The organism is Gelidibacter sp. (assembly GCF_039916245.1).
Lineage (GTDB): Bacteria > Bacteroidota > Bacteroidia > Flavobacteriales > Flavobacteriaceae > Gelidibacter.
On the sequence record NZ_JBDSLS010000152.1, the window covers coordinates 1 to 18601 of the forward strand.

At 36.5% G+C, this 18601-nt stretch carries 21 protein-coding genes; 11 read left to right on the top strand and 10 right to left on the bottom strand.

The genetic code is table 11. From position 1 onward, the window contains the following. A partial coding sequence (locus tag ABIQ28_RS07875) for a helix-hairpin-helix domain-containing protein (protein WP_348036341.1) occupies window positions 1–654 on the top strand: 654 nt, incomplete at its 5' end. A gap of 105 nt (window positions 655–759) precedes the next feature. Here the strand turns inward: ABIQ28_RS07875 and ABIQ28_RS07880 are convergent. The 4 genes from ABIQ28_RS07880 to ABIQ28_RS07895 all read right to left on the bottom strand — a co-directional run bounded on the left by ABIQ28_RS07880 (window position 760) and on the right by ABIQ28_RS07895 (window position 2384). Continuing rightward, window positions 760–1266, bottom strand: coding sequence for a hypothetical protein (locus tag ABIQ28_RS07880; protein ID WP_348036342.1), 507 nt, complete (start codon window positions 1264–1266; stop codon window positions 760–762). Window positions 1267–1349: 83 nt separating this feature from the next. Further along, a complete protein-coding gene (locus tag ABIQ28_RS07885; protein WP_348036343.1) occupies window positions 1350–1694 on the bottom strand; it encodes a hypothetical protein in 345 nt (114 codons plus the stop codon). Window positions 1695–1832: 138 nt separating this feature from the next. Then, entirely contained in the window at window positions 1833–2021 is a 189-nt protein-coding gene (locus tag ABIQ28_RS07890; protein ID WP_348036344.1) for a type II toxin-antitoxin system RelE/ParE family toxin, read from the bottom strand. Between the two features lie 111 nt (window positions 2022–2132). Then, window positions 2133–2384 (bottom strand): type II toxin-antitoxin system ParD family antitoxin, encoded by a 252-nt coding sequence (locus ABIQ28_RS07895; RefSeq protein ID WP_348036345.1) that lies wholly within the window; start codon window positions 2382–2384, stop codon window positions 2133–2135. Between the two features lie 180 nt (window positions 2385–2564). On the opposite strand from ABIQ28_RS07895, the gene ABIQ28_RS07900 reads away from it, so the two are divergent. After that, window positions 2565–3467 (top strand): histone deacetylase, encoded by a 903-nt coding sequence (locus ABIQ28_RS07900; RefSeq protein ID WP_348036346.1) that lies wholly within the window; start codon window positions 2565–2567, stop codon window positions 3465–3467. Window positions 3468–3544: 77 nt separating this feature from the next. Here the strand turns inward: ABIQ28_RS07900 and ssb are convergent, their stop codons facing one another. Next, window positions 3545–3880: a single-stranded DNA-binding protein gene (ssb, locus tag ABIQ28_RS07905; protein ID WP_348036347.1), complete on the bottom strand. Its 336-nt coding sequence runs from the start codon at window positions 3878–3880 to the stop codon at window positions 3545–3547. A 333-nt stretch (window positions 3881–4213) separates the two neighbouring features. Here ssb and ABIQ28_RS07910 point away from each other — a divergent pair, with 333 nt between their 5' ends. The 4 genes from ABIQ28_RS07910 to ABIQ28_RS07925 all read left to right on the top strand — a co-directional run bounded on the left by ABIQ28_RS07910 (window position 4214) and on the right by ABIQ28_RS07925 (window position 7038). Further along, on the top strand, window positions 4214–4489 hold the full coding sequence (locus ABIQ28_RS07910; RefSeq protein WP_348036348.1) for a type II toxin-antitoxin system HigB family toxin: 276 nt from the start codon (window positions 4214–4216) through the stop codon (window positions 4487–4489). Window positions 4490–4497: 8 nt separating this feature from the next. After that, window positions 4498–5058 carry a helix-turn-helix transcriptional regulator gene (locus ABIQ28_RS07915; RefSeq protein WP_348036349.1) on the top strand — a complete coding sequence of 187 codons (561 nt, stop codon included), beginning with the start codon at window positions 4498–4500 and terminating at the stop codon, window positions 5056–5058. 349 nt (window positions 5059–5407) lie between these two features. Next, on the top strand, window positions 5408–5920 hold the full coding sequence (locus ABIQ28_RS07920; protein ID WP_348036350.1) for a GNAT family N-acetyltransferase: 513 nt from the start codon (window positions 5408–5410) through the stop codon (window positions 5918–5920). A 143-nt stretch (window positions 5921–6063) separates the two neighbouring features. Continuing rightward, on the top strand, window positions 6064–7038 hold the full coding sequence (locus ABIQ28_RS07925; protein ID WP_348036351.1) for a DUF6624 domain-containing protein: 975 nt from the start codon (window positions 6064–6066) through the stop codon (window positions 7036–7038). A gap of 356 nt (window positions 7039–7394) precedes the next feature. On the opposite strand, the gene ABIQ28_RS07930 is transcribed toward ABIQ28_RS07925, so the two are convergent. Then, window positions 7395–8483 carry a redoxin family protein gene (locus ABIQ28_RS07930; protein ID WP_348036352.1) on the bottom strand — a complete coding sequence of 363 codons (1089 nt, stop codon included), beginning with the start codon at window positions 8481–8483 and terminating at the stop codon, window positions 7395–7397. Window positions 8484–8679: 196 nt separating this feature from the next. Next, window positions 8680–9576 (bottom strand): Abi family protein, encoded by an 897-nt coding sequence (locus ABIQ28_RS07935; protein WP_348036353.1) that lies wholly within the window; start codon window positions 9574–9576, stop codon window positions 8680–8682. A 463-nt stretch (window positions 9577–10039) separates the two neighbouring features. Here ABIQ28_RS07935 and ABIQ28_RS07940 point away from each other — a divergent pair, with 463 nt between their 5' ends. After that, window positions 10040–10684: a fused MFS/spermidine synthase gene (locus ABIQ28_RS07940; protein ID WP_348036354.1), complete on the top strand. Its 645-nt coding sequence runs from the start codon at window positions 10040–10042 to the stop codon at window positions 10682–10684. 51 nt (window positions 10685–10735) lie between these two features. Further along, a complete protein-coding gene (locus ABIQ28_RS07945) occupies window positions 10736–11086 on the top strand; it encodes a hypothetical protein (RefSeq protein WP_348036355.1) in 351 nt (116 codons plus the stop codon). Between the two features lie 18 nt (window positions 11087–11104). Here ABIQ28_RS07945 and ABIQ28_RS07950 read toward each other — a convergent pair whose 3' ends face one another. After that, on the bottom strand, window positions 11105–11584 hold the full coding sequence (locus tag ABIQ28_RS07950) for a CBS domain-containing protein (protein ID WP_348036356.1): 480 nt from the start codon (window positions 11582–11584) through the stop codon (window positions 11105–11107). A gap of 111 nt (window positions 11585–11695) precedes the next feature. On the opposite strand from ABIQ28_RS07950, the gene ABIQ28_RS07955 reads away from it, so the two are divergent. The 3 genes from ABIQ28_RS07955 to ABIQ28_RS07965 all read left to right on the top strand — a co-directional run bounded on the left by ABIQ28_RS07955 (window position 11696) and on the right by ABIQ28_RS07965 (window position 15591). Then, window positions 11696–13996, top strand: a complete 2301-nt coding sequence (locus ABIQ28_RS07955; protein WP_348036357.1) for a M28 family peptidase — start codon at window positions 11696–11698, stop codon at window positions 13994–13996. Then, entirely contained in the window at window positions 13989–14798 is an 810-nt protein-coding gene (locus tag ABIQ28_RS07960; protein ID WP_348036358.1) for an SDR family NAD(P)-dependent oxidoreductase, read from the top strand. The genes ABIQ28_RS07955 and ABIQ28_RS07960 overlap by 8 nt, the downstream gene beginning before the upstream one ends. A gap of 103 nt (window positions 14799–14901) precedes the next feature. Beyond that, on the top strand, window positions 14902–15591 hold the full coding sequence (locus ABIQ28_RS07965) for a hypothetical protein (protein WP_348036359.1): 690 nt from the start codon (window positions 14902–14904) through the stop codon (window positions 15589–15591). 83 nt (window positions 15592–15674) lie between these two features. Here ABIQ28_RS07965 and ABIQ28_RS07970 read toward each other — a convergent pair whose 3' ends face one another. Both ABIQ28_RS07970 and ABIQ28_RS07975 read right to left on the bottom strand, forming a co-directional pair. Further along, a complete protein-coding gene (locus tag ABIQ28_RS07970; protein WP_348036360.1) occupies window positions 15675–17741 on the bottom strand; it encodes a M13 family metallopeptidase in 2067 nt (688 codons plus the stop codon). Window positions 17742–18016: 275 nt separating this feature from the next. Then, window positions 18017–18532: a hypothetical protein gene (locus ABIQ28_RS07975; protein WP_348036361.1), complete on the bottom strand. Its 516-nt coding sequence runs from the start codon at window positions 18530–18532 to the stop codon at window positions 18017–18019. Window positions 18533–18601: the final 69 nt, after the last annotated feature.

Genomic DNA, 18601 nt, shown 5'->3' on the forward strand with positions numbered 1-18601 from the left:
TTATTGAGTTATGTGTCGGGCATCGGGCCGAAATTAGCAGAAAACATTGTGAATTATCGCGAAGAACATGGTGCATTTACTTCTAGAAATGAGATCAAAAAAGTACCGCGTTTGGGCGCCAAAGCTTTTGAACAGGGCGCAGGTTTCTTACGTGTCAAATCGGCTAAAAACCCATTAGATGATTCTGCAGTTCATCCAGAAAGTTATGCATTAGTTGAAAAAATGGCCAAGGATTTAGGCAAGAACGTTTCTGATTTGATCGGCAATAAAACCGAACTTCAAAAATTGGATTTAAACACATACTGTTCTAAAGATGTGGGCTTACCGACGCTTCAGGATATTATCAAAGAACTGGAAAAACCAGGATTGGATATTCGTGAACAGGCGAAAGTGTTTACATTCAACCAAAACATCAAAACCATCAACGATTTAGAAGAAGGTCAATTGCTTCCAGGAATCGTGAATAACGTAACCAATTTTGGTGCTTTTGTAGATATCGGAATCAAAGAGAGCGGCTTGATCCATGTGTCCAATCTGTCAGATACTTTTGTTTCTGATGTGAATGCACACGTTGCCTTGCATCAACAAGTTATTGTTAAGGTTTTGGATGTGGACATTCCGCGGAAGCGCATTCAGCTTAAATTGCATAAATAATAAGTATAATAAACTTAGTATAAAAAAACCATCCCTCTAATACTTCTATAATTTGAATATTTAGAAGCGTTAAAAGCGATGGTTTTTTTTGTGTATTACGACTGTTTAGGCAGCGCTAACGTTATTTTTATTGTATTTATGCTTGTCAATAAACGCCAACCATTTTTCAGCACGTGGCATTTCTTCGTTTTGTGAAAAACCTTCATCTGTAGAATACAAGCTAATTTTCACTGGCGCAGCATTCGAGATAAATGTAAATTCTAAATCGAGTCGGGACATTTCAGAAAAATGCTTGTCTCCGTTTTTAAACTCTCTAGTTATTCGATTAATCACACATTTTCTGACATCATCGAGGTCAACTTTTTGAAATCTGGTTACTGAATCCATGATGTTGATGTAAATCAATGTGTTTTCATGATCATCATATCCCAAACAGGAATTATTCCAATATTCGACCACTGACAATTTCAAATTTTGTTCTCTGGCAACATCTAAAAATTTTTTCTTCTTTTTAGCTTTTTCGGATTTGTCCGCCCAGATAAATAAGGAAAAAGGAATTACGACGATAAGTATGACGACAAGCATCACGATATTTAAGGATAATGAAATCATTGTTTTTTGTTTTAAATTATAAGATAGACTGACATAGGTACAGCGGTGTACCTATCATATTTTAACTAAAAAAAACAGTCGTTCTATGTAAAACAATGAAAGGGAAAAATGATGGCTTTCACCGAAAAATTGACCACAATTTGCTGGCCAATAATATAATAGGAAAGCTCATAAAATAAAGGAACAGTAACGCTTTGGACGCTTTTTTCTTTCTGTGGAAAGGTTTTGGCTGCTGGCGTTTCATAAGTAGACGAATGATTGACATCTAAAACTGCGTCAAAAAATAAAGGCGTGCGCTCTTGCTTATCTGAGGCAGCAATACTGTCCACAGGGGTATATGATGCGCTAGGCAATGCCGTCAGATCAGTAGATCCCAACAACATCAACCATCCAAAAAAGCTAAATATGGCGCCTTTTAATGCAAACATCAACGTAATTTTATAGGACAAAGATAAGGATTGCAGTGTTAAAAAAATCTAATAAATTTTTGAAACTTTGCATGCGAACAAATTATCTAGAGATCAATCCAACAATTCTTTAGAATACTCTCAAGCTGTCTACAGTTTTTATTCGGCGATTCTTTTCTTCAAATCCATTCTTTCATGTAATATTCTTGTTATTTCTACATAGCTCTCGCTTAAAACCCTATAAAATACTATATGTCGATTTGCCTTGAATCCGAGAAGTTGCTTAGATATTCCTTCGTAGTTTTGACCTAAATCTGGATCTTCAGAAATCTCATGACAACTTGACAATTTGAAATTAGTTCATTCTAATATTTGACAACTTGTTTTTCCGACGAAACCTCAAAGTTATACTCCCAAATCTTTGATACATCCTCAACAGCTTTCTTTGTTAGCTTATATTCAGCCATTCGAGTGCATTTTAGCCTTTAAAGATTCAAGATGTTTTTTCGGGTCAAGGTCATGAGCTATTCCGCTGTCAATTCCTTCTTGAATTGCACTTTTTAAAGCACTCACTTTGCTTTCTTCCTCTTCTAAGAGCCTCAATCCAGCACGGATTACTTCGCTAACATTTTTAAATCTTCCTTGACCTATGCTACTTTGGACGAATTCGTCGAAATAATTTCCGAGTGATATGGAGGTGTTTTTACTCATTTAATTATCTTTTAGTTCAAATGTACCAAAAATCGGGTTTTTCAAAATCTTTTTCAAATTACGCAGGACTTGATTTATCCTGTTTTCAAGCCGATATCTAAAATAGATTTTATAATTTGCGGCGACTGCGGGTCATAATATACTGCATAAACAACGAATCTCTGCCCAAGATATTTGCATATGCTTAAAATAGCGTACCATCCCATTTATAAACATCCACTACCGGAAGGCCATAGGTTTCCGATGCTTAAATATGAACTGCTTCCTGAACAATTACTGCATGAAGGCACATGTACCGAATCCAATTTTTTCAAGCCTACTATGGCTGAAGAACATCATATCCTAAATGTTCATACCCAAGCATATGTTGACGATTTAAAAAATCTGACGATTGAACCAAGAGCGGCTCGGAAAATCGGATTTCCTTTAAGTAAAATGCTCGTCCAGCGCGAATTCATTATTGCTGACGGCACTATCAAAGCCAGTAAATTTGCACTCAAATATGGGATTGCCATGAATATTGCTGGCGGCACACACCACGCATATTCCGATCATGGCGAAGCTTTTTGTATGCTGAACGATCAAGCTATTGGTGCACGTTATCTTCAAGAAAAAGGATTGGCTCAAAAAATCTTAATCGTCGATTTAGATGTGCATCAGGGCAATGGCACCGCTGAAATTTTTGAGAATGACCCTTCGGTATTTACCTTTTCCATGCATGGGAAAAGCAATTATCCGTTTAAAAAAGAGCACAGTGATTTAGATATTGCGCTTGAAAACGATTGTGACGACGCTACTTACCTTTCAATTTTAAAGGACACCTTACCACAATTAATCGATTGGGAAAAACCAGATTTCATCTTCTATTTATGTGGCGTCGATGTCATTGCTTCTGACAAATTAGGAAAACTAGCTTTATCCATTGCAGGCTGCAAAGAACGCGACCGCTTTGTACTACAAACCTGCAAAGACCATAATATTCCAGTGATGTGCAGTATGGGCGGTGGCTATTCTCCCGACATCAAAATCATTATTGAAGCGCACGCGAATACGTTCCGGTTGGCACAGGACATCTTTTTTTGAAATTCCAATAAAAAAATCCCAAATTCCAATGGTTGACTATTGGAATTTGGAATTTCATATTTTTTGGGATTTGACTTTTATTTGCTTCCCAATAACAACAATTCATTACAGATAATTTCTGTCATATACTGCTTCTTGCCATCCTTATCGTCCCAAGAACGGTTGGTCAGTTTGCCTTCAATGGCGATTTCCTTGCCTTTTGCGACATACTTTTCCACAATCTCTACAAGGCCACCTTTAACGACAACATTGTGCCAATACGTGCGCTCCACTTTAGCGCCACTTTTGTCTTTATAGCTATCGTCTGTGGCCAACGAAAATTTCGCCATTTTGTTTCCGTCAGGAAAGCTTACAATTTCAGGATCTTGTCCTAATCTTCCAATCAACTGTACTGTGTTTCTTAATGCGTTCATGATTTCTAAAATTTAAAGGTTAAACAGTTAATACTATTGAATATCGTTCGGTCAATTCAACAATACAAAGATGCGAGGACTTCCAAATGTTATTCGGTTGTTAACTGTTTAAACTCGTTTGTAAATGCTTGTAAGCGTTTGTAAACGGATATAGCTTGTGATTTACCCTATCTTAGAATGCATTGAATGACGTAAACCTACAAGTCGTGAACACTACAAATAATATTAGTTCGGAAAATAACCGAACTTTTTTGTATATTTATATCCAATAATGAGACTAACCAATAAAAATCATTAGAAAAGCTCAAGTGGAAGAATAGAGGAAATGTTCCTTTGGGTAATGCCATCGATAAATTGGTTAAAGATATTGAAGGCCACCAATGGAAAAACCAAACTGAAATAAATCAGACCAGACCAGATGCTGATTGCGTGCATAGTGATGGCTTTTATATATTCAATATCAGTATCCATAGGACAATGATTCTTATTGAAATTGATGACCAAGAAGCTTCAGTTGTTTGGGTCAGCACACATCAAGAATATGAAACCACCTTCAAAAACAATAAGAACACCATAAAGAAATGGTTAAAGTCTAACGAGTACATTTAACAAAAATCATGACAACAAAACTTGACATATCAGACTTATTGGAACATGGAAAAATTCAAAATGAATTAGATTTAGAAAGAGCCATGATTGCAGATCGAAGATTAAGAGTTCTTTCTAAAGAAGATCCCAAATATAAAGTCTTACGTAAGAAATTAAGAGACTGGATAGAAGACTATGAAAACAAAAACTGGTCTACTAACTCAAAAATATCTGAGGAGAAAATACAAGACAGTGATTTAGCTGAATTAATAGCGGAGAGAGAACGACAGTTCATTCAAAACAGAAAAGGGTTAATCAGAAAGAAACTCAAAAATTTAAATCTGACGCAACAAGATCTTGGCTCCGTATTGGGACACAATAGCAAATCCTATATGTCTGAATTAATGAATGGCATGAGTCCTTTTTCTTTAAAAGATTTAATTGTTATCAATCGTTTACTGAAAATAGAGTTATCTGATTTAATACCTACTTTTTTACCGGAATCCGACCAGGTAAGAATAAAAACTTCAATTGATAAGCTTGATAATCCAAAACTGAAGTTAAGCCAGGATGATTTTAAATTGTTGTAAATACTAGTAGCAACATGTCTAAAATTCATTACTGGTCTTTTTTTGGGGAAGCCTACAAAACCTCAGGATCTTGTTACGATTTTCCAATTAACATTCAAAATTTATTATTACAATAATGCTTTCTAAAATTTAAAGGTTAAATAGTTAATACTATTGAATCTCGTTCGGTCAATTCAACAATACAGAGACGCGAGGACTTCCAAATGTTATTCGATTGTTAACTGGTTAAACTTGTTTGTAAATGCTTGTATGCGTTTGTAAATGGATATGGATAATAATTATCTTATATTCGAGGAAACTAAATGTGGTATATACACTTGCTAGCTCCAGAAAAATAAACCGTAAATAAATGAACATTCGAAAGGTAAGTTTAAAAGATCTTGAAACTTTAAAAGACATCGGAAAACTAACTTTTGTTGAGACTTTCGCTTCCGTTAACAGCCAAGAAAACATGACGGAATACCTGGAAAATGCATTTTCGACCGAAAAACTTAAAGCCGAGCTGACCGACAAAAATTCTGAATTCTACTTTGCAGAACTTGACGGAAAGGCAATCGGCTATTTAAAAGTCAATGTCGGAGAATCACAAACCGAGTTAAAAATAAAAAATGCACTTGAAATTGAGCGTATTTACGTGCTAAAAGAATTTCACGGAAAAAAAGTAGGACAACTTCTTTACGACAAAGCTCTTGAATTGGCGAAAGAGAAACATGTAGAACATATTTGGTTAGGAGTTTGGGAAGAAAATCATAGAGCAATAAGCTTTTATGAAAAAAACGGTTTTGTAACATTCGACAAACACATTTTCATCCTCGGAAATGATGAACAAACCGACATCATGATGAACCTAAGAATTAATTAAAAAGCTAACTTACAACGTTATGCAAAATAATTACCTAGCTACCTTCTACTTGTAAAAAGAATAAGAAAAACAGAATGCTAAAATTATTAGTTTTTTTAGCCCTACTTCTTTCAACCATGCATTGGTACATTAAAACAAAGACTATGAAAAAAAACGTGATTTTATTTTTTGTATATCTCCTTTCTGTAATTCAGACCTATAGTCAAGACCAAAAATATAGTGACTTAATCAATGAAGCTTCTATTCTTTATAATTCTAAAAATTATTTAGAAGCTGCAAAAAAATATTCTGAAGCCTTTTATATAGAAACAAACAGCTCAAAAACTGTCGACAGATATAATGCTGCGTGCTCTTGGGCTTTAGCAAAAGAAGTTGATTCTTCATTTGTTCAATTATTTAAAATTTCGAAATCAGGAGATTATTATAATTACAATCATATTATTCAAGATTCTGATCTAAGTCTTTTGCACAACGACAAACGATGGAGTGAGGTGTTGTCGCTAATTAAAACTAATAAGGAAAAGTTAGAAGAAAATTTCGACAAACCTTTAGTTGCAACTTTAGATACTATCTACCAATTGGATCAATCCTCACGCACAGAATTAGAAAACATAAGTGAAAAACATGGATGGAAATCGCAGGAAATTAAAGAACAATGGGAAAAGATTGATAAAATCGATTCGGTTAATTTAATTAAAGTAAAAAAAATACTTGATGAACGTGGATGGATGGGAACCGACAAAATTGGAGACCAAGGAAACGTTACCCTATTTTTAGTAATTCAACATTCTGACCTTGAGACACAAGAAAAATACTTACCTATGCTAAAAGATGCCGTTAGTAAAGGTAATGCTAGAGCGAGTTACTTAGCTCTTTTAGAAGATAGAGTCGCCTTAAGAAATGGAAGAAAACAGATTTATGGCAGTCAAGTTAGTCAAGACGAAGAAACTGGCGAACCCTACGTTCTTCCCTTAATTGACCCTGACAATGTTGACAAAAGAAGGGCGGAAATTGGACTAGAAAACCTACAATCCTATCTATCGTATTATGAAATGACTTGGGATTTAGAAGCATACAAGAAACAATTACCTGAAATAGAGGCTAAACAAAAGAAATAACGCTTGTCAACACCACATAAAACAAAATCTGGCACTTGCCCATTGAATAGCCTAACGGCACTCGATAGCTTCATAGGATGAAATACAAAATTGGATTTAGTATTAAACTGGCTCGAAATGATTTTAGTTATTTTCATGACATTTTTCGCTGGATTTTTAGTTGCTAGTCCTATTGAGAATAAAATCATTTATGCGAGTATGCTGATTCTCGGGACTGGAATTATTCTAATAAAAAAGAAGGTTAAAATGCCTTTAAAATAAACGTTATTCAAAAAAACCAATCCCATACAAAGCGATTGGAATTTTTGCCCGCCTGTCGGCAGACAGGGAATTTAAAATATTGGGATTTTTATCTATTACTTAACCACCCTCAACGCCTCAAACAACGCCTTCTCCTTCTTCCCTTCAATCGCACCGCGTTCTGAATACACGATAGTTCCGTCACTTTTAATCACAAAATAAGATGGAAACGATCGTAAATCATAATTTTGATCAAAGACCGCATCACCTTGGAGAACCAAGTAATTGATGTCTTTGTCTTTTACAGTTGCTTTTGTTTCTGAGAGGTCATAATCAAAACTTACCGTAATCACCTTAATCTTGTCTCCAAATTCCTTACCAATTTGCTTGACTTTTGGTAGGGATTCCATGCAATGACTGCAGGAAGACACCCAAGCTTCCAAGAAAATTGGAGATCCTTTAAAGTCATTTAAGGACACTTTATTGCCATCGAGATCCAATAAAGTCCAATTGGGCGCTTTGACATTGAGCATCGGTTCTTTTTTAATTCCATAAACCGAAGAAACGTACCCTTCATTTTCCGGATGGGTAAATAAGTCCTCACTCATGGGCTCATTAAACACAACTCCTGAATAAACTATTTCCTTTTGACCTGATGCGCCATCATCGATTTCAAGCTTTAGCGGCGTGGCGTCCTTCGCGTCCAGCCAAAGCTTGTAATTCTGAAGTTTGTAAACATAGACTTGTCGGTCATTAAAATCTGACTTTTCCACAAATGAGAAGTCATCTTTAAACTTACTCAACAATTCCGCCGTAAACAGCAAATTGTCATCATCGCTCATATAAGCCTCCAAATATTTTGGAATGGAGCGATCCTTTCCATAATCGAAAGTTGTGATTTTCTTTTTCTGATTTTCCACCACCGCCAGAGACGTCAATTTGTAATAAATGCTTACTTCTTTGTTCATTTCCTTGAAAAAGAATAGTTTCAAATGTGGCTCATAATTAACGCGCTTCAATTTATAAACGGTTGATGTCGCTGGTTTGGAGCCATCGGCATTAATCGTCGCGGCCGTAAAACTTAAAGTCTCCCAATTGTTGAGTTGCTGGGTAGCTTTAGTCAAAATATCTTGTGGAGCGACGTCTTTTCCTGTGCAAGACAATAAGTTAAACGTTACCGATAAAAGAAGTATGTATAATTTCATAAGACTCGAGTTGATTTTCAAAAATAGAGGTTATAGTTTCATTTCTTCTAAAAATTAAAATAAAAAAATTCCCAACTCAATACAAGTGATTGGACTTTGGAGGTATATAATTTTATGAAATTTGGTTTTACTTGTCACCCAACAGCAATAACTCCTTATAAAAAATAATGATTTAATCTTAAAACATGGACAAATTTTATTTCCATAGCTTCTCGTCTTTCCAATTATCTGGGAACCCCATCGCGCTAACATCAATGTTAGGATATTCAGCCAATAACTTTTTGAACCTAACAACTATAGTATTACTTGGATTTATGGTTTGCATTAAAAACAAGATCATTGATAATATAAAGAATACTTTTTTATTGCTTACCTTGGAATCATCCATCCAGCATTTTGAGGTCTTTTGTGGTTTAATAGGCTGAATACTCATTGATCTATTCCATAACCTCGAATGATGAGCGCAAACATTTCTCAAATAAACTATGCTATGCATCCAAGAAGCAAACGTTCTATCGTTCAGTCCAAAATGTTTTGCAATCATTCTTTTTGTTCTGCCATCCTTTAAATTACTATATAAAAAAGACATTGTTCCAAAAGATGTAATTTCTAACATCATCCAACTCGGTGGTAGTGGATCTGTATATTTATTGCGAAAAGCTTCAATAAACTCTTCATCACTTCTCTCATATTCATTCTGTAAACTCCCTAAGGTTTTACTGTGCCTAATAAGATTTTTAAAAAGAATTGAATCTTGATACCAAAAAGCTCCATACTCATGGGACAGGATGTATATCATTTTAGCTCTTATAGAAACCTCAATCTTCTCTAACTCCCTTAAGACTAAAATCCTAAGCCTTCTATCAAAACAATAAATATCAAATGCATTTTGGAAAGTAGACCCTTCCTTAAATAAATGATTTGATTTATCTATAAGCATTGGATACCAATAACCACTTAATCTGTAATAACTTATACTTTCTAATAGGTGTTTTGCTCTTGGTATATTCGAAATAATTAGTCCCCTATTTTGTAACTGAGAAATTTGTTGAGAATAAGTTAAGGCAGGTTTATTATAAGAAGATTTTGCCATAAAAGTAAAAAGCTTACCCTGAGCGCGCTGATCTAAACGGGAAGCGGGGTAAGCATGTTAATACAAATATATTTAAATTTTTCAAAACAACAGCAGTTTTACCCACAAAGTACGTCTTTTGAGGGTTGAAATGCACGTGTTTTTTCATTTCTTTCATTCCACTACAACTTCTAGTTACACTTGTTATACCATCTTGACATTTAATTGTACAATACACGTTTTCAGATTCTTAATAATTAAAATCTATATAGCATCGACAAATCCTTTTTGACTTATCACAGAATGAGTCTTGAACATCGCTAAAATAATATAATGAGAATTCTGGCATCAGAAGCGAACTTTCATATTGAAGTAACAGTAGAAAATGGAAAGGCCATATTAAAAGTGAAAACCATAGAGATGTAACACAACAAATTATAAACACAAAAATTTTATATTTTCAGAAATCACTATATTTACTTCTATGAGTAAAATTTTAAGCTATCTCTATCCGATTACAAAAAAAGTGCATTCTGATGTCAGCGGCACTTTGGAGATTACCTGGTACAATGGGAAAAAGCACCTCAATACCAAAAACGCCAATTACTCTTACGGTTCCCTGCAACGGATTTTAAAATTTGGCTTGGAAAAAATTGATTTAAAAAACGTCAATTTCATTCTGCTCTTAGGTCTCGGCGGCGGCAGTGTCATTGAAACTTTGCGTCACGACTTTGACTATTCAAAACTTATCGTGGCTGTCGATATTGATCCCGTTATTATCGACCTCGCAAAAACCGAATTCCATCTCAAAGAAAGCGAAAACCTAGATATCATTTGTGACGACGCCCTTAACTTCATGACCTCAAATACTCAACAATTCGATGTCATCATTATCGATTTGTTCGTGGATATTGAGGTCCCGAAATCATTTTTAGAGCTAAATTTTTGGCGGAATGTTATGAAGGCCAGTGCAACAAATGGTGCTGTTATTTTTAATGCTTCATTAGAGAAAACAAAAAGCAACGCTTTAATTGCCGTCATCGATTTTTTAAAAACCCAATTCTACACAACAGAAGTTTACGAAAAAGTCAACCAAACCAACACCTTAATAATCGCCAAAGGTTTCTGAGTCATTGACAATGAATAATTTGTATCTTGTCTCGTATTAACTTTGTAAACTATGAGTAAAGGATGTTTGGAGTGTGGCGAAAAAATTGTTGGGCGTATCGACAAAAAATTCTGTAGTGATGCGTGCCGAAATTCCTATAACAATACCGTCAATAAGGACAGCAAAAACTTAATTCGTAATACCAATAATTGGCTGCGAAAAAATTACCGCATTCTTGAAACGTTGAATCCGGAACAAAAAACAAAAGTCTCCCGAGGGAAACTTATTGAAAAAGGATTTGACTTTAATTATTTTACCAGCATCTACACCACTAAAGCAGGAACTATCTATTACTTTGTATATGATCAAGGTTATTTGCCTCTTGAAGGGGATTTTTATGCTTTGGTAAAACGTGAGCGTTGAACTTCATCAGCAATTATGCTATTTAACGGTCGAATTCCAATTTTGGCCTTTCATTTGCAAAGCCGCTTTTAAAATATCTTTCTGACTGATTTGCCCCACTAATTTCCCGTTTTCTAGAATCGGGAATCTGCGGTGTTTGGCTTCTAAAAAAACGTTGGCCGCATCAAAAACATTCATATTCCCGTCTAAAGTATCGACATTTCTTATCATGCGCTTTTCAACGGTATCATCCTCCATCGGCATGTTGTAATAGCGACTTTCACTAATTTGTTTTAAACAATCGCCTTCAGAAATCATCCCCACCAATTCATTTTGATCGTTCACTACAGGTCCTCCAGAAATTCTATGTTTGATCAGAATTTCCACCACCTCAATCACTTTTTGATCCGGTTTAAACGTAATCAAATCCCTACTCATAAAATCGCACACCCTAAACGGCAACTGCTCAATAGCCTTTTGTTGCGGTTTTCGTGCCCCTCGAAAACTCTTGATAGCCATAATTAAAATTTTTTGTGATGCTTAAATTTAATTAAAATTAACCATTTAACCTAACATCCATTTACAGCAAATTAATTTTGTAGTTTTAGCTACCAACTAACATTTCTTCACATGCTTAAAAAAGCCATTGCCGTCGCACTCATTATATTAGCCATTTATTGGAGCTTTTATGCGTTACTGCCAACACACATTTCAGACCTACAAACGGCACCAACTGCCTTCTCTTCCGAACGCGCTTTGGAACATCTCAAGAACATTACCAAAAAGCCACATTATGTCGGTTCTGACGAACATGAAGTGGTCAAAAATTACCTGATACAGGAATTGAACGCTTTAGGCTTAGAAACCCAAATTCAAGAAGCCTATAGCCAAAACAAAAAATGGGGCAGTATTGTCAAACCTAAAAACATCTTAGCGCGGATTAAGGGCAGCGACAATTCCAAAGCCTTGATGTTGCTCACGCATTATGACAGCAAATCGCATGCTTCTTATGGTGCTAGTGACGCTGGCTCGGGCGTGGTTACGATTTTGGAAGGTCTGCGAGCTTTTTTAAGCCAAGGCAAAACGCCTAAAAACGATATTATCATTCTTTTTTCTGATGCTGAAGAATTAGGATTAAATGGTGCCGATATTTTTGTCAATCAACACCCTTGGGCAAAAGATGTCGGCCTTGTATTGAATTTTGAAGCCCGCGGCAGCGGAGGTCCAAGCTATATGCTGATTGAAACCAATGGCGGCAACCAAAACCTCATCAACGGCTTCAAAAGAGCAAATCCTGATTATCCTGTGGCCAATTCGCTGGCCTATAGCATCTATAAAATGTTACCGAATGATACAGATTTGACCTACTTTAGGGAAGATGGCAATATTGATGGTTTGAATTTCGCTTTTATTGATGACCATTTTGATTATCACACCGCTTTAGATAATTATGACCGCTTGGACAGAAACACCTTGGAGCATCAAGGTAGTTATTTGATGCCTTTATTGGCTTATTTTTCGGAAGCCGACCTCAACACTTTAAAGAGTGACAAGGATGCAGTGTATTTTAATGTGCCGCTTTTTAAAATGATCAGCTATCCAAACTCCTGGATATTTCCAATGCTCATTTTAGCTGTTCTCATATTTCTTGGCTTGGTATTTTATGGCATCCATAAAAGAAGACTGGAATCCAAATTTATGGCTTTAGGTTTCCTTCCGGGGATTGGTGCCTTGCTCATCAACGGGGTCGTAGGCTTTTTTGGTTGGAAATTATTGTTGATCATCTATCCGCAATATGGAGAAATCCTTCAAGGTTTTCCGTATAATGGACACCTATATATTTGGGCTTTTGCATTGTTTTCTACAGCGGTGTGCATGTGGCTTTACAACAAAGTCTATAAACCGGAAAACACGGCGAGTTTGGCCGTTCCGCCGTTGCTTTTATGGCTTATAATATGTGGTGTCATCGCATTTACACTCAAAGGGGCCAGCTTTTTTATCATTCCGGTGTATTTTGGATTGATCAGTCTTTTTGTGTTGATACGCCAAAAACATCCGAACATTATTCTGATGACTTTATTGCTATTTCCTTTACTCCTGATCATGTCGCCATTTATCGTCATGTTTCCCGTCGGACTTGGGCTTAAAACCATTGTGGCTACCACGCTTTTGGTTTCGATTATGTTCTCCTTATGTATCTCCGTCTTCGGATTTTCAAGATATAAGAACAGATGGGCTTACCTCCTATTTATTGCTGCTTTCGGGTTTTTGGTGGCCGCACATCTGAAATCTGGTTTTACTGAAGAAGGACCAAAACCAAACAGTTTAGTCTATCTCTATGACGCCGATAAAGACATGGCAGTTTGGGCAACTTATGATCAGTTATTGGACGATTGGACCAAAGCTTATCTGACCGATAATCCCGATGTTTTTGACACTTCAAATATCAACTTTGATAGCAAGTATGGCACGAAGTTATCCTACAGTAAAGAAACGGAAGTTAAAGCCTTAAAACCCTTTTTTGTTGACAAACAAAAAGACACCATTATTGGCGATACGCGACACATCAAAGTATTTATTACACCACAGCGCAACGTTAATACCTTAGAGTTTTATGCCGACGCTTCCAATAAGTTCTTATCCTTTAATATCAATGGATTGGAAATTCAAAAGAAAGAAGGAGAAGATTACGTTTTTAATGACCGCATAAAAAACAGATTGTTCAGTTATATGGTTACGGAACACAAATTGATCGAATTGAATTTCACGGTTCCAGCAGCTCAAAAAACTAGTTTTAATATCTTTGAGGTATCTTTTGACCTCGTTGGCAATGATTTGTTTAATGTCCCAGAACGTCCAAAGACGATGATTCCGAAACCATTTGTACTAAACGACGCTATCATCATAAAAAAAACCATCACTTTTGAATAAACACATCAGTATTATCGGTTGTGGCTGGTTGGGGTTTCCACTGGCAACAGAATTGGTCAGAAATGGCAATCTTGTGAAAGGCTCGACCACTTCTCCAAGCAAAATAGAAGTTTTAAAAAAGGCTGGAATCATTCCGTTTGTGGTTTCTATTTCTGAAGAAGGCATCACCGACGCTATTGAAGAGTGTTTAAAAGATTCTGAAGTATTAATTATAAACATTCCTCCTGGATTACGAAAAAATCCAAAGGCGAATTTTATAAAACAGATGGATTTGCTAAGCAAGCACATCGAACATTCTGATATAAAAAAAGTACTTTATGTGAGTTCTACTTCTGTGTATGAAGAGGAGGTTGATATACCCACGATTACCGATGAAAACGCTCCAAATGGTCAATCGTATGCTGCAAAACAATTGATTGGCGCCGAAGATGTTTTTAAAAACAATCCTAATTTCGAAACCACAATTTTAAGATTTGGAGGATTGATTGGCGGCGATCGCAATCCAGCGAAATACCTTTCCGGAAAAGAAAATGCGCCAGATCCTGAAGGTCCGGTCAATTTAATCCATCAAGAGGATTGTATTGCCATTATAAAAAACATCATCGTAAAGGAACAATGGAACACCGTTTTTAATGCGGTGGCACCGCAGCATCCTTCACGTGAAAAGTATTACAACTCGCTTTGCGAAATACAAAAGTTGCCACTTCCCCATTTTGACCATGCCACACCGAGCAAAGGGAAAATCATTTCGAGCGAAAAAGTGGAACGGGAGTTGCATTATGTCTTTACCCACAAACTGTAACAATTAGCACGCTTTTAAGAGTTTGTTTTATTAATTTTTATAGATTTGGCGCAATTAACTAAAATAACGGCCTGATTTAAAGGCTAGAATACACCAATTGAAAATGAAAAAATTTATACTCGTTGTTATCGTGATGAGCTCATTAAGCATCACTGCCCAGACAAAAACAGAACTTCAAAAACACTTTGAAAAATATTACCAACAAATGAAAAAGCAAGGTGACGTACAAGGCGTTATCAATGCCATGACGCACTTGGATGTCCTTAAACCAAGTCAGGCAAGAAAAGACACCTTGGCTTATATCTATGTTTCTGAAGGTCGCAATATGGAAGCTTTAAACACCATCGGCATTGAAAAAAGCGCCACTGATTCTGATTTGAACACAGAAATCAAAGCCATTGCTCTTAATGCTTTGGGCGAGCGCCAACGCGCTTTGGAGTTTTATAATCTCCTTTACAAAAAACAACCTAGTGCAACTTTGGCGTATGAATTGGCTGATTTAATGTTACAAACTGGCGATTTAGTCGGGGCACAAGAAAAAGTAGAATACGGCTTAGCTAATGTTACGGATGAAATGCGACGCACCTATTACGAACAACAACAGCCTTATCAAACCTCATTAAAAGCTGGATTATTATATCTAAAAGCAATTGTGACTTATAGTGAAGATAAAGACGCGAATCAGGAAATTGCAATCGCTACTTTAAATCGCGCATTGGCCATTGATCCTAATTTCAATATGGCCAGAATTAGCAAGGAAGCCTTGTTGAGCCGTGCAAAAGGAACGGATTAACACTTATAAACAGGGTTAAATGAAAAAGCAGTCTATTTTAAAATAGACTGCTTTTTTTTATAAACAAAATAGCATTTAAAATATTACCAAATTCTCACACGCTTTTCAGGTGCCAAGTACATTGGATCTCCTTCTTTAATATCAAAGGCTTCGTAAAACGCATCAATATTTTTTAAAGGTTGTGTTGCTCTCTGGATTCCTGGGGAATGTGGATCGGTTTTGATTTGAGTTCTAAGTGCATCCTCTCTGGATAAAGTCCTCCAAACGGTTGCCCAGCTCATAAAGAAACGTTGTTCTGGTGTAAATCCGTCAATATTATCAGGACGACCGTGTTTCGCAAAATCCAATTGCAAAGCATCATAAGCGCCAAGAACACCACCAAGATCACCAATATTTTCACCTAAAGTAAATTTACCGTTGATGTACACGCTGTCCAATACTTCAATACCGCTGTATTGCTCAGCTAAAGCATCAGCACGTTTGGTAAATTCCTCTAAATCTTTTTCTGTCCACCAATTTTTCAAGTTACCATCGCCATCATAACGCGCTCCAGAATCATCAAAAGCATGAGAGATTTCATGGCCAATGACCGCGCCAATACCACCATAATTCACAGCATCATCCGCGGTGTAATTATAGAACGGTGGCTGTAAAATAGCAGCAGGAAACACAATTTCGTTATTTCGTGGATTGAAATACGCATTTACTGTTTGTGGAGCCATCCCCCATTTTTTTCGATCCACAGGCTCATTGATTTCAGAGAAGTTTTTATCTCTGGCCCAATGGCTAACGGCCAACATATTTTGGGCATAGCCATTACCTTCTTTTATTTGAAGTTTTGAATAGTCTTCCCACTCATCAGGATAGGCAATCTTAACGGTAAATTTATCTAATTTTTCAATTGCTTTTTTCTTAGTATCCTCAGTCATCCAATCTAACTTCGTGATTCTGTTCTTGAACGCTTGGATCACGTTGGCAATCATTTCTTCAGCTTTGGCTTTCGCTTCTGGTGGAAATTTCGCCTCTACATAAACTTTTCCAATAGCCTCGCCAACAGAACGATCAACAGTAGCTAAGGCGCGCTCTTGTGCAGGACGTTGCTTTTGTACACCATTCAGTGTTTTGTCATAAAAATCCCAGTTTGCCTTCTCCATTTCTGTAGTTAAATAGCTAGCAGAATCGTTTAGAGTATTCCAAACCATTAAGGTTTTGAGGTCTTCAATAGGCGTTTGCTTTAAGAAATTTTGTAAAGAAGCCATGTATTTCGGTTGCATGACATTTACAGTTTCGATCTTTTTATCAATCTTTAAATCGTCCACCAATTTTTGCCAGTTGATGGCAGGAGTCATTTTTTGTAAATCTGCAAAAGACGTCGGATTGTTATAATTACGCGCATCTCTCATCGCCACTTTATCCAATCTTGGCTCGGCTAATTTGGTTTCCATCTCTAAAACCTTTTTTGCCGCAGCTTTTGCTTTCACCTCATCATAACCGATAAACTGAAGCATTCTCGTGATATGATCTACATATTGCTGTCTGATTTCCTTAGATTTCGCATCTTGATCCAAATAATAATCTCTTTGCAATCCTAGTCCGCCAGGAAAGATCCAAGCCATATTCATGCTACTGTCATTAAGGTTTGCTGACGACCCCAGGCCTGCAAAAGGTGCGCTCACGCCATCAACTGTGGCATAAACGGTTTGCACGTCATTAAGGTTTTTGATGCCGGCAATCGCTTTTAATGCAGGTTCAATGGGAGCAATTCCCGCATTATTTCTCGCCACCGAATCCAACTCACTTTTAAAAAGCAACAAGGCTTTCTTTTGGTCCGTGCCATCCGCATAAGTATTCTGTTCAATTGCGGTATTTACAATATTAAGGACGTCTTGACGGGTTTCCTTTCGCAAAACGCCGAAACCTCCCCAACGGGTTTCATCATCAGGAATCGTGGTGTTTTTCTCCCAGTTTCCATTAACATATTTGTAGAAATCGTCTTTCGGACTGACAGAAGTGTCCATGTTTTCGAGTACAATTCCTGGAATTTTTTCGTCCGCCATTGCCGTGTCCTTTTTTGGTTCGTCTTTACAACCCACAAGGGTCGCAAATACTAAACCAGTAGTCGCCAACGCGTACTTAAGATTGGTTTTCATAGTGTTTAAGTGTTTAATTTGACTAAAAATAGTTATTATAAGAAGCTTGTTGCTCGTTTTTGTTACATATTAACAAGAAATTAAGAGAGTTTTTGACGGTTTTCAGTCAGCAGTCTTCAGTCTTCAGTCAGCAGTATTTAGTCTGAAGTGTTCGATTAGCAGTCATTTAAAAATTCGTCCGTACCGAGAAGGCACGTTCATGTAATCAACAATCTTCAATCTGCAATCAGCAATCTTAACCTCACACCTAATCCCTAATACCTCATCCCTAATGCCTACTTCACCGGCACCTGAATCTGCTGCGCTTCCTTTTCAAACTTTTTGTTGATTTGAAGTTTCAGATTGACATCTGCGACAAGCAATTCTTTGATGGCTTCCAATAGCTCTTTTTTCTTAATGTTATCGAGATTGGCAAGGTCTTGCAGCCTTAGTAAATTGGTTTCTAAAACCGTCATTCGTGAGCGTATTGCTGGTGTGTTAACGCTTTCAGGCTGGCCTGCTTTTAATTCGTTAATAAACTCTTGCATGATTTTCTTCTCGACCTTAAAAAACGAAAGGTTTGCCTTCTTTAAAAGCTCAATATTAACTTGTAAATCCTGATATTTTTGCCAATCCCTAATAGCCTGTTCACTATCGGGACTCAAAATATAATCTGTATAGTTGAGTTTTTCAATATCCTCTGCAGTAACAGCAAAGGCGTTTTCCTGATTTTCAGAAGGTAGGTCTTCAACCTTTGGCTCAGATTTACAACCAATAAAAATTAAGATACTTAATAACAAGAGTTGTTTCATACCACAAAGACATTTGAAAATAGATGATTAGCGTTCAAAGGTAAATAAACTAAAGTTATCTTCATTTAT

Coding starts and splice junctions, on each gene's coding strand:
- ABIQ28_RS07880 (WP_348036342.1), bottom strand. CDS start 1,266: ATGATTTCATTATCCTTAAATATCGTGATGCTTGTCGTCATACTTATC.
- ABIQ28_RS07885 (WP_348036343.1), bottom strand. CDS start 1,694: ATGTTTGCATTAAAAGGCGCCATATTTAGCTTTTTTGGATGGTTGATG.
- ABIQ28_RS07895 (WP_348036345.1), bottom strand. CDS start 2,384: ATGAGTAAAAACACCTCCATATCACTCGGAAATTATTTCGACGAATTC.
- ABIQ28_RS07900 (WP_348036346.1), top strand. CDS start 2,565: ATGCTTAAAATAGCGTACCATCCCATTTATAAACATCCACTACCGGAA.
- ssb (WP_348036347.1), bottom strand. CDS start 3,880: ATGAACGCATTAAGAAACACAGTACAGTTGATTGGAAGATTAGGACAA.
- ABIQ28_RS07915 (WP_348036349.1), top strand. CDS start 4,498: ATGACAACAAAACTTGACATATCAGACTTATTGGAACATGGAAAAATT.
- ABIQ28_RS07920 (WP_348036350.1), top strand. CDS start 5,408: ATGAACATTCGAAAGGTAAGTTTAAAAGATCTTGAAACTTTAAAAGAC.
- ABIQ28_RS07925 (WP_348036351.1), top strand. CDS start 6,064: ATGAAAAAAAACGTGATTTTATTTTTTGTATATCTCCTTTCTGTAATT.
- ABIQ28_RS07930 (WP_348036352.1), bottom strand. CDS start 8,483: ATGAAATTATACATACTTCTTTTATCGGTAACGTTTAACTTATTGTCT.
- ABIQ28_RS07935 (WP_348036353.1), bottom strand. CDS start 9,576: ATGGCAAAATCTTCTTATAATAAACCTGCCTTAACTTATTCTCAACAA.
- ABIQ28_RS07940 (WP_348036354.1), top strand. CDS start 10,040: ATGAGTAAAATTTTAAGCTATCTCTATCCGATTACAAAAAAAGTGCAT.
- ABIQ28_RS07945 (WP_348036355.1), top strand. CDS start 10,736: ATGAGTAAAGGATGTTTGGAGTGTGGCGAAAAAATTGTTGGGCGTATC.
- ABIQ28_RS07950 (WP_348036356.1), bottom strand. CDS start 11,584: ATGGCTATCAAGAGTTTTCGAGGGGCACGAAAACCGCAACAAAAGGCT.
- ABIQ28_RS07955 (WP_348036357.1), top strand. CDS start 11,696: ATGCTTAAAAAAGCCATTGCCGTCGCACTCATTATATTAGCCATTTAT.
- ABIQ28_RS07965 (WP_348036359.1), top strand. CDS start 14,902: ATGAAAAAATTTATACTCGTTGTTATCGTGATGAGCTCATTAAGCATC.
- ABIQ28_RS07970 (WP_348036360.1), bottom strand. CDS start 17,741: ATGAAAACCAATCTTAAGTACGCGTTGGCGACTACTGGTTTAGTATTT.
- ABIQ28_RS07975 (WP_348036361.1), bottom strand. CDS start 18,532: ATGAAACAACTCTTGTTATTAAGTATCTTAATTTTTATTGGTTGTAAA.